This is a genomic window from Deinococcus cellulosilyticus NBRC 106333 = KACC 11606, from assembly GCF_007990775.1.
GTDB classification, from domain to species: domain Bacteria; phylum Deinococcota; class Deinococci; order Deinococcales; family Deinococcaceae; genus Deinococcus_C; species Deinococcus_C cellulosilyticus.
This window is the reverse complement of the sequence record NZ_BJXB01000002.1, coordinates 35,132-48,200: the sequence shown is the minus strand read 5'-3', so window position 1 is coordinate 48,200 and position 13,069 is coordinate 35,132. Positions and strand designations below refer to the sequence as shown.

Genomic DNA, 13,069 nt, shown 5'->3' with positions numbered 1-13,069 from the left:
TCTGCCGCTGTGAGGTACAGGTCTGTTTGCCCTTCTGTATTGCAGGTGGGTCAGGATGTTTGCTGTCTCAGAGGAGACGTTTTAAGGAGGAGAGGTATGAAGAAAACCGTTCTGTTCAGTCTGGCACTGGTGGCAGGTGCTGCTGCTGCCGCCCCCAAAGGGGAAATCACGGTGTGGAGCTGGGACGTGGCTGCCAAAGCCCTGGAAGCCACCATCCCGAGTTTCAACAAGAAGTACCCCGAAGTGAAAGTCAAAGTGGTGGACCTCGGCAACCAGAATGTCTATGACCGTGGCCTCGCAGGTTGCGCCGCAGGTGGAGCAGACCTCCCTGATGTGTACAGCGTGGAAAATGGTGAAGCCGAAGTGTTCTGGGCCAGATTTCCCGACTGCTTCACCGACCTGAGTACCCTTGGGGCAGGCAAGTACCTCAAAAGCTTTCCCGCCTTCAAATGGACGGAACTGAGTGTGGGCAACAAGCGTTACGCCATGCCCTGGGACTCCGGCCCGGTGGTGATGTTCTACCGCCGTGACCTCTACAAGCAAGCAGGAGTGAGTGTCTCTTCCATCAAAACCTGGGATGACTTCATCAAGGCTGGCCAGAAGGTGAATGCCAAGTTCGGTGGCAAGGTCAAGATGGGTGTGATTGGCAACGGAAGTGATGACGAGTGGTTCCGCATGCTCGCCAACCAGAACGGGTGCTTCTACTTCGACAACGAAGCCAAAGAAGTGACTGTCAACAAACAGGGTTGCGTGGATGCATTAAATACCGTGAAAAAACTCTACGACGCCAAAGTTGTGCAGACCGGCGACTGGGGTGGGCAGATCACGGCGTTCAAGAAGGGAGACATTGCCACCTCGATGTTCGGGGCCTGGTATGAAGGCACCATCCGCAGCAATGCTCCTGAGTTGAGTGGCAAGTGGGGCGTGTACACCATGCCTGCCAACAAGAAGGGTGGCGTGCGTGCAGCCAACCTGGGGGGTTCCGCTCTGGCCCTGCCTGCCAGCAGCAAGAACAAAGAAGCCGCTTACGCGTTCATTGAGCACGCTCTGGCGACCAACGAAGGTCAGATTGCCATGCTCAAACAGTACGGTCTGGTGCCCTCCCTGCTGAGTGCAGCCAAAGATCCTTACGTGGCTCAGGGGCAGAAGTACTGGGGCAACCAGAAAGTATGGAAGACCATTCTGGACACCCTTGGGGATGTGCCTGCTGCCAGAGGAACGCAGTTCTTCCAGGATGCCCGTCAGGTCATGATTGTCGTCCAGGCTGATTTTGTGGCTGGCAAGTACAAGAGTGCCAAGGAAGCACTGGATGCTGCAGCGAAACAGATCAGTGCCACCACTGGACTGCCCATCGCCAAGTGAGTCCTGATCTCAGGAATTGACCGACCCTTTTTGCACCCGTAATGCACTGTTACGGGTGCACTTGCCCGAAGGAGGACCCCCATGCTTCGACTCAGGCAGAACCTGGTCCCGTATGGTTTTCTGTTGCCCTACCTGCTGATTTTCCTGCTGTTCTGGGCTTATCCGCTGGTTCAAAGCCTCATCGATTCTTTTGACGACTCCCGCATTCTGGGGTTTGCATTCAGCACCACAAACTGGACTCGACTTTTCGCAGATCCCTTTTTCATGACCGCCCTGAAGAACACCCTGATCATTCTGGCGATTCAGGTGCCCTTCATGCTGGCTCTCGCCATCAGTCTGGCCATTGCCATGAATTCACAGATGCTGAAGGCCAAGGGGTTTTACCGTTTTGCGTTTTTTGCTCCCCTGGTGGTGGGGACCACTGCTTACTCGGCGATCTTCCGCCTGATTTTCAACACCCAGTACGGTGCAGTGAACCACGGCCTGAACGCCCTGGGCCTGCCTTCCGTGGACTGGCTCAACCAGGGCACACCAGCCCTCATTGTGATCATGCTGGCCATCACCTGGCGCTGGACCGGATACAACGCCATCATCCTCCTCGCTGGCCTGCAATCCATTTCCAAAGACGTGTACGAGGCTGCTGCAATTGATGGTGCCTCCAAGTGGACCACCTTCTGGAGAATCACCTTGCCCCTGATGCGTCCAAGCATCCTGTTCTGCATGGTGCTGTCGGTGTTTGGGACGCTTCAGCTGTTCACCGAGTCTGCCCTGATCACTGCTGGTGGACCGGGGAATGCCACCATGACACTGGGCACCTACCTGTACCAGCAAGGCTTCAGAAGCTTCAACTTCGGCTACGCCAGTTCCATTGCTTACGCGGTTGCCATCCTGGGCGCCTTCGTGAGCTGGATTCAACTCCGCCTCCTCGGGAGGGACAACACATGACCACACCCACCCAGACCCACACCCAGGCCAAAGAAAACCAGAACCACAAAGCTGCAGAAAGTGTGCAGTCCCTGCTGCTGCACGTGTTCATGACCATTGGTGCGCTTTTGTTTCTGGCCCCGTTGTACCTGATGCTGGTGTACGCCACCCACCCGGACAACGGGATCTACTCCGGAGCCTTATGGTTTGGCAGTGAAGCGGTCAACAACTTCAAGAACCTGCAGGCCGACACCAACTTCCTGCGGGCGATGGGCAACTCCATCATCATTGCGGTGCTGTACACCGTGGTCAGCCTGATGCTGACCAGCATGGCAGGATTCGCGTTCACCAAGTACGAATTCTGGGGCAAGAACTTCTGGTTCGGGGTGATCCTGGCGACATTGGCGATTCCAGTGTTCGTGACGATCATCCCGCAGTACATCCTGATGGCCCGCAACTTCCACCTGACCAACACTTACTGGGCCGTGATTTTGCCTACCCTGGCAAACACCGTTGGGATTTTCTACATGCGACAGGCGTTTTTGATCGTGCACACGGATCTGCTCAACGCAGCCCGGATTGATGGAGCCAGTGAGTGGCGGGTGTTCTGGCAAATTGCCCTGCCTGTGGTGCGTCCAGCCCTTGCAGCCCTCGCCATTCTGTTGTTTCTGTCGAGCTGGAACGATTACCTGTGGCCTCTTCTGGTGCTGAACAACAAGGATGCCTACACCATTCCGGTGGCCTTAGGGACCCTGGTGGGCCTGACCCGCGTGTCATGGGGGGGCATCATGATGGGTACCGCACTGTCCACCGTTCCTTTCCTGATCCTCTTTGTGATTGCCCAGCGCCAGATCATTGCAGGTGTTGCGGGTGGCTCGGTTAAAGGATAATTGAAACGATGACAGAACAACACCATCCCCATTTGACCCTGGGCGTCTGCGACTATCCTGAGCATGTTCCACGTGATCGCTGGGAAATCTACGCCCAGCAACAGAAAGAACTGGGCCTGACCTATGTGCGGATTGCAGAATTTGCCTGGGCCCTGATGGAGCCCACAGAAGGGGAATACAACTGGACCTGGCTCGATGAGGCTGTCGAAGTCCTGCACCGGGAAGGATTGAAAGTGGTCCTTTGCACACCCACAGCCACCCCTCCAGCCTGGCTGATTCGCAAGCATCCCGAAATTCTGGCCTGGGATGCGCAGGGGAAGGTCCGGGCCTTTGGATCTCGCAGACACTACGATTTCGCCTCTGAGGTTTACCGTGAGCATTCCAGACGCATCACCCGTGCCATGGCTGAGCGCTATGGGCAACATCCCGGGGTTGCTGGGTGGCAGACAGACAATGAGTTCGGTTGCCACGACACCACCCGCAGTTACGGACCTGCCAGTCAGGCTGCATTTCCAATGTGGCTGCAGTCTCGGTACGAAAGCATTGACCAGCTTAATGAAGCGTGGGGCAATGTGTTCTGGAGTCAGACCTACTCAGGCTTTGACCAGATCGGGCTTCCCAACCTGACCGTGACTGAACCGAACCCGAGCCATGTGCTGGATTATTGCCGATTTGCTTCTGACATGATCAGGACCTTTCAGGAAGAACAGGTCAGCATTCTCCGGGAATGCTCTCCAGGGCGCTTCATCACCCACAACTTCATGATCTTCTTCTCAGATTTTGACCATTATGAAGTGTCAAAATGCCTGGATTTTGTCAGCTGGGATGCATACCCCACCGGGATGCTGGAATTCTTTGCCAGCTGGGAAAGTGATGAAGTCAAGCAGAAGTATGCCCGCACCGGCCATCCTGACCTGATCAGCTTCAACCATGACCTTTACCGTGGCCTCAAAGCTTACCAGGGTGGCCATCCACTGCCTTTCTGGGTGATGGAGCAGCAATGCGGTCAGGTCAACTGGGCTCCGTACAATCCTCTTCCTGCAGATGGTGCAGTGAAATTGTGGACAGCCCAGGCATGGGCACATGGTGCAGACACCGTGTCTTACTTTCGCTGGCGTGCAGCAACCATGGCCCAGGAGGTGATGCACTCAGGGCTTTTGCGCCACGATGAAACTCCAGACCGGGGTTTTGACGAGGTGAAGGCCCTTTCTCTTTCAGATTTTCCGGCAGGAGATGTTCCTGCGCAGGTGGCCCTGCTTCACGACTACGAATCCCTGTGGATCTGGGACCAGCAAAAACACAACCAGGACCTCAGTTACTGGCGTCAGGTGATGCTGTATTACTCCACCCTGCGCAGTCTGGGTGTGGATGTGGATGTGGTTCATCCCAGTTCAGACCTGTCAAAGTACGCCCTGATTGTGGCTCCAGCCCTCACCTTGATGACAGAGGAGACCATGGAGGCCCTCAGGAAAGCCACTGAGCATGCTCTGCTGATTTTTGGTCCAAGAACAGCTTACCGTACTGCTTCAGGCCGTACCCCTGAAACAGGACAGTTCGGAACTCTGGCAGATCTGGTGGGTGGAAAATTGAGAAATTTTGATTCCCTCCGCCCAGGCTTGCGAGAAAAGGTGGACCAGTACGATGTGACCTTGTGGGCAGAGGGGTACCAGTGTGAAGATGCCACACCAGTGCATGTCTATGAATCTGGACCACTGGCAGGTGTATGTGCAGTGATGCGCAAAGGGAATGTGCTGACCATTGGAGCACACAGTCCTGGACTTGTTTACGACCTTTTGAGAGAGGCACTTGCTGAAGCCAGAGTTTCTGTTCTGGATGTCCCTGAAGGCATTCGGGTGTCCAGAAGATCAGGCAAGATGCTGGTGCAGAACTTCAATGCCTATGGTGTGGACGTGCTGGGAACGCGGATGCCTGCTGTGAGCGTTGAGATGCTGCCGTAAGACTCAACCTTGTGGAGGGGACCCTGGCCCTTGAAAGCCAGGGTCCCCTCCATGATTTGGTCTATGGCGTATTGATGTTCGCCGAAAGAACTGCAGTTCTTTCGGCGAACATCAATAGAGGAGGTTTACTTGCTTTTGTGTAGATCAACAAGAGGGGAAATTGGATAGGCTCTGGCCCAGGCAAGCACCACAAAGACATAGAACAGAGGCTCAACGCTTGAGAAGGGAAACCAGAAAACATAATAAGCCAGGGTTGATATGATCGCCAGAGAAGCGGAATTGGAGACAAAATCCTTTTGTTTTATAATTTTGAGCAGTGGTAAAACCAGTATCAGTACGTTGATGATCATGTAGATGACGCCTCCTCTCATGATCATGTCCAAATAATTGTTGTGAACTTTATCTATTAGATAGCTATATAGAATATTTGTTTTTTTGTCTTCGGCTTGTGTCGTCACTACCAGTGAAGACAGGGTTTCAATCTTGCTGCTGGAAGGTAATTTTTGTACTTTTGTGATTTTGCCTTTGATGCCATCTTCTTCCAGTTGAGCCCTGACAATTGCGTTTGTGTCTCCATACCTCACCTGGCCAAGAGTGAAACCATCATTGCCCAGACCCAGCCAGGGTTGAAGTGGGGTTTTTTGAAAAACATCAGCGGCAAGAGCCCAGTAGGTCAATCTGTACTTTAAAGTTGCAGAAGACTTAACGGTTCTCTCCAGAGCACCATTGGTTGACTTGAAAACCTTCAAGCCACCCAGAGGTGTCCAGACGAACAAAAGGGCACTTAGAGCAAGGGGAATCATTATCCATCGATACTTCACCAATAGCAACAAATTGATCAGGATAACGGCTGCAAAAGTAGTTCTGTTTGACAGGAAACCTATGAACAATATAGCTATGATTATCAAAAATAAATCAAATCTAGACTTATATTGTAGATAACGAGAAATGTATAAACAGTAAAAAATCATAATTAAATACGACAATGCTCCATAATTTCCTATGGTTCCAGTATAATCATTAAACTTGGCGGTTTCTCCATGGGCATATATTGCCACTACATCTAGGTTAAATACCTTTAGGACCACTAAGAGAATCTGAATAAAGAGAACGGGAATAGAAGCTTTGTAGATAGTTTCAATGATGACATCAGATTTTCTGCTGGCGTAGGAAAATAAACCCAGGGAAAAAATAAAGAGAAATGTTTGATAAAATAATCCATCGTCTCTTCCGTTTACACCAAAAAATGAAAAATAAATCCCCGATCCACTCATAAAGCAGGATAATGCAAAAAATAACAATTGAGCTGATAGCAATATAGCAAATAGTGGTGTTAATCCTTTAAATCTTGTCATTAACGCAAAAAGTAAAGCTATTAACACTAATAATATTATTTTCCCTTCACTCCAAATAAAATTGGTAATTGTGTTAGGTAGAACAATTAGAGGAAAAAGCAAGAAAAATCCAGCAATGGCAACTTTGCCCCAATCACCAATACTTCTATTCATTTTGTGGCCCTTCTGAAGCAATTTTCTGGTTACCCGTACTATCTAAGAGATGTATCCTTGCCTCTTTGGTTTTTTGCATCTTTGCCCAACCAATTGCAACGACGATCATAAATATAGGTTCAGTTTGTAAAAAAGGAAACCAAAACATGTAGAAAGCAAAAGTCGCAACTGTCCACAGGAAGTACACTAAATACAGTAGATCATGTTTTAATCGTCTAAAATAAACAATGGGATAAAATATGATAATAGAGAGAATAATTGCATATACAAGACCGCCTGCGACGGTTTTGTCCAGAAAAAAGTTATGAGCTCTATCCGTGTTGTACTTAAAGAATCTAGTCAGATTTTGACCGCTGGCTGTTTTGGTTGTTATGTATAAGACCCCTAAAGCCTCAATACCACTCTCAGAAGGTTTCTTCTCCCAGTCCACCAATTCTTCATTGATGTTTTCTTCAAGCAGGTAAGCCCTGGCAATTCTTTCAGTGTCAATGTATCTTATCTGACCCAGGATCATGCCCGTGTTGCCAAGCCCAAGTAATGGCTGAAAGGGTGTTTTTTGTGCGATATCGAGGGCCATACCCCAGTAGGCCAGCCGAGTTTGAAGGGTAGACGAAGAAACGATGGACCGATTCCCTGTACTCAAGTTGTTGTTGGCTGGAAAAAAATTACGGACAGGCACCAAAATTGCCACCAATGCGGCTATGGCCAACAAGAACCACCATTTCTTGTTGTAAAAAACCACAAATACGATATTTGCCAATAGAAACGATGCAATAATTGTTCTATTGTAAGTGAAAACTATTATAAGCACAGAAAGAAACAGAGGTGCAATAAATCGTCGATCACCAGTAAAGAATTTAACCAGAAAAATAATGTAACAGAGGATGGTAAAATATGCAAAGATACCATAATTACCAAACGTACCAACAAAATCAGGAAACCGCCCTCCACCCGTCAAAAACAATGCAACGATATCAATATTGTATAATCGTAAAACAAAATATATGAACTCCATTGAAAACACAATGGTAAGCGGTAAATATATATTTTGTTCATTTATTTTGTTGCGCAAAAAATATGAATAAATCCCCATCACAAAAATGGAAAGTGTTGTGTTATATATAATCCCGTCCTCTCTATTGTTTAGTCCAAACAAATATATAAAGCTTTCCTGAGAAGAGATGATACAGGAAATCGAATAAAGAATAAGTTGGACTATGATCAGTAGAAAGAATGGAGTCTTGAAGTCTGAAAGCTTGATCTGTGTCGCAAAAAACAAGGCGGTAGCAAGCATGATGAAAAATTTACCATCGGCCCAGGGATCAGGAATCAAACTTTGTGGCAAAATGATGAGCGGAAAAAGCAAAAAGAATACAAACACGATGACATGGCCACCAGAACTTCTCTTTTGAAGCATATGTCTCCTAAACACAAAATAAAGCGTAATGGATCTCAAGATCCATTACGCTGCTAGGTATTTTACGATAAAACTGCAAGTGCTGTTCTGGGATCAGCTGCAGGCAATTTCAGTGATGCCGCTGGCAGGGGTGGCATAGAAGGTCTTGCCGCTGCCGCCACCGTGGGTTGCACTCATGCAGTAGGTGTTGGTGTTGCCGGAAACGACGACCAGACTGACCTGGGCAGGCTCAGATTTCAGACCTTTGGAAACCAGAGTGGTCTCGCTGTTGGTGTAGGTGCTGTCGTCCACCTGGGTGATTTCCTGGAACTTGACAGCGTCGTTCAGGTAGGATTTGGCGACCACGTCGTTGGAACGCTTACGTGCACCCAGCAGGTTGGGAATCAGCACGGCGGCCAGAATGCCGATGATGGCGATGACGATGAGCAGCTCGATGAGGGTGAAACCAGCGTTGGCTTGACCTTTGCGCATGTGTAACTCCTTGTGCCCCTGAGAAAAGGCATGAAATAACAACTCAGGAGCGGGTGAATTGCTGCTAAGGGATGAGAAATTCCTTAACGATCTCAGGGTAATGGATGAAGTCTTTCAGAAATCTTACAAGATCACAGGCGTCTCTGCTGACCCTTGAATTCTCATCAAAAAGCGAGTTGCTGGATGGCCTCTAGCAGGCACTTTCAGTGACTCCAAGCTCAGGTGTGGCATAGAAAGTTTTGCCGCTGCCACCCTGATGGGTTGAACTCATGCAGAACGTCCCAGTTGCAGTTGTGACATTCAGGATGAGTTGATTGGGTTCCTCCCTGAGGCCCAGTGTAAGCAGGGTTGCTTTGTCCGTGTAATTTCCAGTGTCTACTCGGCTCATTTCCTGGAACTTCACAGCATCATAGATGTAGGCTTTTGCCTCTGAGTCATGGGCACTTTTGAATGCCCTGAGCAGATTCGGGACCAGAATGACTGCCAAGATCCCAATGACTGAGATGGTGATCAGCAACTCGATCACGGTGAAACCTGCGCTGAAATCTACTTTGCGCATACTTGCTCCTTGTTGTCCGCAGAGATCAGGCATGGAATAAAGACTCTTTGGACAGGGGATTGCAGTTAAGGGATGAGAAGTTCCTTAACGTAATTTCAGTATGCTGCAGGGACTCTCAAGAAAGTCTTACAGAGATCTTAAAAGGCTCTGGATTATTCTGTAAGACTTGAGGATGGTTTTGATCGAATGGCAGGACGCACAGAACACCCCAGGCCAGGCGATCCCTTCAGGAAGGAAAATGGATCAGAAAATTGTGGGTGCAGACAAAAAGCATGAACTCTGTATAAGGATGTCTATACGAATCATTTATTGGCTTCTCATTTATTGATCTACGCAAAAACAAGTGCAATCTCCTCGACTGTCCTGCCCGTTCCCTTCGCGGTGCTCAGCAAAAAGAACTGTAGGTCCCTATTGCGAACATCAATAAACCAGGCTTGGAAGGTGGGTTTTTCAAGGGTCGTGCCATTCCCTTCGTTGTCTTGTCCTGATGGATGCTTGCCCAGAGGGGGTTTAGTTCCCTGGGCTGAGGGAGCGGCTCAGCCAGAGCAGACCGCGAAAGCAATAGACTCTTTGCAACCCAGCGTAAGAGATGAACCAACCCTTTGATCGGCGTGAGCCAGGGTCATGAAGCATATTGTCAGCGTCAAGAGACGCGTGTGAAGAACCAAGACAGCGAATGAGGAAGGTCAGGAACGCTGTCCTGTGTACAGTTCTTTTTGCAAGGATCAACAGCGGATGGTCTGCCTGGAGTTGGAACCCCCTTTTTGGGCTTTTCAAACAGTTGAGGACCTTCTCCAGCTCCATCGCTCTACCCATCCATTTTCGTGGAAGATGAGAAAGGGAGACAGCTGCAGACGGGCAGAGATTGGATAGAATAAGGTCAATTTCCTGGTGCTGTTCAGGCTGTTGCTCCCACAAGTTCTGGGTGGAAACCTTCGCGCAGACATGATAACCTAGACAAAATTAGACTCGGTACACAAATGGAGGTTTCAGGTGCTCCCCACTTTGCACCAGGTGCTTTTTGCCCTGTTCGGACTTCTGGCCATTGCGGTCAGTCTCAAGGGATTCAGGCAGGTTTACGCCAACATTCGCTCTGGACGTGATGCAGTTGAATTGCGTTTCAACGAACCTGTGCGGAGGCTGCTGTACTCTCTCGCCACCACCCTTACCCAGTCCAGGGTCTTCAGAAAAAGACCCCTGGTCAGCTTCTTCCACAGCCTGATCATGTATGGTTTCACCTTCTACCTGCTGGTGAACCTGATTGATTTTCTGGAAGGATATTTCCATCTGGAGATCTCGTCAGGCAACCCCATTGGAGCAATTTACAACCTGCTGGCAGACCTGCTCAGTCTGGGTGTGCTGCTGGGTGTGATCAGCCTGTCCATCCGCAGGTTTTCTCCGAGAGGAAAGAGGGTCTTCTCCTGGAATCAGCGCACCCTGCTGCATCCCAAAGTGCTTGAGCGATACATCTCCCGTGACAGTGTGATTGTGAGCAGCTTCATTCTGTTTCACGTGGGCTGCCGCATCCTGGGACAGGGCTTCAAGCTCATCTACTTCAGTGAAGACGGACAGTATCGTGATGCATTCCAGCCTCTGGCCTCCAGCGTTGCAGGCCTGCTTTCCAGCCTGGGGGTCACACCTGAAACGGCCCTTTCTGGATTTGCTTTTGGATACTGGGGCGCTCTGGGCAGCATTCTGCTGTTCCTGAGTTACTTTCCCTATTCAAAACACATCCACCTGTTCATGGCTCCCGTGAAATATGCCGTGAAGCGCTTTGAGAATTCTGGGACCATTCCGCTGCAGAAAGTTGATCTTGAAGCAGAAGAACTCAAGATGGGTGCCCAGAAAATGTCTGATCTGGAGTGGCCCCGACTGGTGGATGCCTATGCCTGCATCCAGTGCAACCGCTGCCAGGATGTGTGCCCTGGCACCCAGACAGGCAAGGCCCTCAGCCCGGCTGCAATGGAAATCAACAAGCGCATGGCGTTCAATGCCGGTCAAGATGACGTTATCCTGCTCGACATGGTGATTTCCCCAGATGCGGTGTGGGCCTGCACCACTTGTGGGGCATGTATGGATGTGTGCCCTGTACAGAACGAACAGATGCTGGACATCATCGACATCCGGCGTCACCAGGTGCTGGTGGAAGGGGATTTCCCCCAGGAACTCAACATGGCCTTTCGGGGAATGGAACGTGCAGGGAACCCCTGGGGCATTTCTCAGGACAAACGCATGGACTGGGCACAGGGACTGCATGTTCCCACCATCGACCAGAACCCGAACCCCGATGTGTTGTACTGGGTGGGTTGTGCAGCGGCCTATGATCCCGGAGCCCAGAAGGTGGCCCGCAGTTTTGTGCAGCTTCTGGAACGGGCCAAAGTGAACTTTGCTGTTCTGGGGAAAAAAGAAACCTGCACAGGGGACAGTGCAAGACGTGCAGGAAATGAACTTCTTTTCCAGCAACTTGCAGAGCGCAACATCAGCAACCTGAATGCCGCAAATGCCAGGCTCATCGTAACCACCTGCCCCCACTGCATGAACACACTGAAAAACGAGTATCCACAGCTTGGGGGAAATTACCAGGTGATTCACCACACCGAATACCTGGAGAAACTGCTCAATGACCACCTGCTGGAACCCATCGAGAAGGGTGGAGAGGTCACTTTTCATGATCCCTGTTATCTGGGACGGCACAACGGAATTTACGATGCTCCCCGTGATGTTCTGAAGAGCATGGGGGCCACGGTGCTGGAACTGGAACGCACCCGCGAGAAGAGCTTCTGTTGTGGTGCAGGCGGGGCGCAGTTCTGGAAAGAGGAAGAGGATGGAGAACTGCGCATCAGCGAAGCCCGCTTCATGGAAATCCAGCGCAGGCTTGACCAGTCCAAAGAAGGCAACACTGTGGCGGTAGGCTGTCCTTTCTGCAAGAGCATGCTGAATTCCAGCCCAAGCAAGGCAGACACCAGCATCGAAGTGAAAGATGTCGCAGAGCTGCTGCTGGAACGTGTTACAGGAAAAGAGGGTGCTGAACCTCTCCAGCAACCTGAGCTTCAACCTCAGCCTGCTGGAGCAGAAGCGACCCCTGCTGCTCCTCAGGTGGCCCAGGAGGCTCCCATCCATCACATTGAACCTGTTGTGACACAGGAAGAGCAGCTTCCAACAGAACAGCCAGCGCCTGCCCGCAAGAAGTGGGGCAGCAAGACTGCCGAGGTTGCCCCTGAAACGTCCACTGTTGAATTGCCTGCTGAGATCGAGCGTCCCACTGATGCACCAGCAGGTCACCCCGCACCGACCCGTAAAAAATGGGGCAGCAAACCTGAGTCCGCTGCCCAGGAAACACCTCCCTTGCTTCCAGGTTCCAACCCTGTACAACAGGCAACCTCCGGTGAAAGTGCTTCCAGTGAAAATGCTCCTGTGGCCCGCAAAAAATGGGGAGCAGATAAACAGGCGACTCCAGATGCAGCAACCCCTGTGATTCCTGAGTCCGAAAATGTGTCATCGACAGCTTCCACAGAAGCCCCATCTGCAACAGAACCTGCAACCCGCAAAAAATGGGGAGGCAAAAAAGAGGAGCCAGCAGACCCATCCGGGCCTCAAGTGGTGATGCAGCAAGAGGAGGCTCCTCAGGTTTCTGAAACACCACGCAAAAAGTGGGGAGGCGCAGCAAAACAGGAAACGCCAGAAGCCCTGAAGGCTCCTGTTTCGCACCAACCCTCTGAACCACAGGAGAGTCCTGCTCCCACCACAGAGCAGGTGACAGCAGAACCTCTCAATGCTCCATCTGTTTCTGTGCAAACACCAGCACGCAAAAAGTGGGGTAGCAAGTCGGCCCAGCAACCTGTGGTGAATCCTGAGGCTGATCAGCGAGCTGTTTCATCAGATGAACCTGATGCCCCAGAAAACAATGCTGAAGGTTCGCCCCCAGAAGGCCGCAAGAAATGGAAGCCCAGAAAGACCGAAGAATAAAGACAAAGAGAGGC

General features: G+C 50.6%; 9 protein-coding genes. 5 read left to right on the top strand and 4 right to left on the bottom strand.

The annotated features are described in order from the left end of the window. Positions 1 to 96: 96 nt before the first annotated feature. The 4 genes from DC3_RS02500 to DC3_RS02485 all read left to right on the top strand — a co-directional run bounded on the left by DC3_RS02500 (position 97) and on the right by DC3_RS02485 (position 5,134). Complete coding sequence (locus tag DC3_RS02500; RefSeq protein ID WP_146882023.1) at positions 97 to 1,362, top strand: ABC transporter substrate-binding protein; 1,266 nt, start codon at positions 97 to 99, stop codon at positions 1,360 to 1,362. An 81-nt stretch (positions 1,363 to 1,443) separates the two neighbouring features. After that, entirely contained in the window at positions 1,444 to 2,307 is an 864-nt protein-coding gene (locus tag DC3_RS02495; protein ID WP_146882022.1) for a carbohydrate ABC transporter permease, read from the top strand. Beyond that, positions 2,304 to 3,176 (top strand): carbohydrate ABC transporter permease, encoded by an 873-nt coding sequence (locus tag DC3_RS02490; protein WP_246130514.1) that lies wholly within the window; start codon positions 2,304 to 2,306, stop codon positions 3,174 to 3,176. The genes DC3_RS02495 and DC3_RS02490 overlap by 4 nt, the downstream gene beginning before the upstream one ends. An 8-nt stretch (positions 3,177 to 3,184) precedes the next feature. Next, positions 3,185 to 5,134, top strand: a complete 1,950-nt coding sequence (locus DC3_RS02485) for a beta-galactosidase (RefSeq protein ID WP_146882021.1) — start codon at positions 3,185 to 3,187, stop codon at positions 5,132 to 5,134. A gap of 125 nt (positions 5,135 to 5,259) precedes the next feature. Here the strand turns inward: DC3_RS02485 and DC3_RS02480 are convergent, their stop codons facing one another. The 4 genes from DC3_RS02480 to DC3_RS02465 form a co-directional block, all read right to left on the bottom strand. After that, positions 5,260 to 6,642 carry a hypothetical protein gene (locus DC3_RS02480; RefSeq protein ID WP_146882020.1) on the bottom strand — a complete coding sequence of 461 codons (1,383 nt, stop codon included), beginning with the start codon at positions 6,640 to 6,642 and terminating at the stop codon, positions 5,260 to 5,262. Continuing rightward, positions 6,635 to 8,059 (bottom strand): O-antigen ligase family protein, encoded by a 1,425-nt coding sequence (locus tag DC3_RS02475; RefSeq protein WP_146882019.1) that lies wholly within the window; start codon positions 8,057 to 8,059, stop codon positions 6,635 to 6,637. The genes DC3_RS02480 and DC3_RS02475 overlap by 8 nt, the downstream gene beginning before the upstream one ends. Before the next feature lie 93 nt (positions 8,060 to 8,152). After that, the gene (locus DC3_RS29920) at positions 8,153 to 8,530 is read right to left on the bottom strand and encodes a type IV pilin protein (RefSeq protein ID WP_281292430.1); all 378 of its coding nucleotides are present in this window, start codon (positions 8,528 to 8,530) and stop codon (positions 8,153 to 8,155) included. 190 nt (positions 8,531 to 8,720) lie between these two features. Continuing rightward, complete coding sequence (locus DC3_RS02465) at positions 8,721 to 9,089, bottom strand: type IV pilin protein (protein ID WP_146882018.1); 369 nt, start codon at positions 9,087 to 9,089, stop codon at positions 8,721 to 8,723. A gap of 993 nt (positions 9,090 to 10,082) precedes the next feature. Between DC3_RS02465 and DC3_RS02460 the strand changes: the two genes are divergently transcribed. After that, the gene (locus DC3_RS02460; RefSeq protein WP_146882017.1) at positions 10,083 to 13,055 is read left to right on the top strand and encodes a (Fe-S)-binding protein; all 2,973 of its coding nucleotides are present in this window, start codon (positions 10,083 to 10,085) and stop codon (positions 13,053 to 13,055) included. The last annotated feature ends 14 nt before the right edge of the window (positions 13,056 to 13,069 follow it).

Excerpts from the sequence above, each read along its gene's own strand:
- DC3_RS02500 (WP_146882023.1), top strand. The coding sequence starts at position 97 with ATGAAGAAAACCGTTCTGTTCAGTCTGGCACTGGTGGCAGGTGCTGCT.
- DC3_RS02495 (WP_146882022.1), top strand. The coding sequence starts at position 1,444 with ATGCTTCGACTCAGGCAGAACCTGGTCCCGTATGGTTTTCTGTTGCCC.
- DC3_RS02475 (WP_146882019.1), bottom strand. The coding sequence starts at position 8,059 with ATGCTTCAAAAGAGAAGTTCTGGTGGCCATGTCATCGTGTTTGTATTC.
- DC3_RS02485 (WP_146882021.1), top strand. The coding sequence starts at position 3,185 with ATGACAGAACAACACCATCCCCATTTGACCCTGGGCGTCTGCGACTAT.
- DC3_RS02480 (WP_146882020.1), bottom strand. The coding sequence starts at position 6,642 with ATGAATAGAAGTATTGGTGATTGGGGCAAAGTTGCCATTGCTGGATTT.
- DC3_RS29920 (WP_281292430.1), bottom strand. The coding sequence starts at position 8,530 with ATGCGCAAAGGTCAAGCCAACGCTGGTTTCACCCTCATCGAGCTGCTC.
- DC3_RS02465 (WP_146882018.1), bottom strand. The coding sequence starts at position 9,089 with ATGCGCAAAGTAGATTTCAGCGCAGGTTTCACCGTGATCGAGTTGCTG.
- DC3_RS02490 (WP_246130514.1), top strand. The coding sequence starts at position 2,304 with ATGACCACACCCACCCAGACCCACACCCAGGCCAAAGAAAACCAGAAC.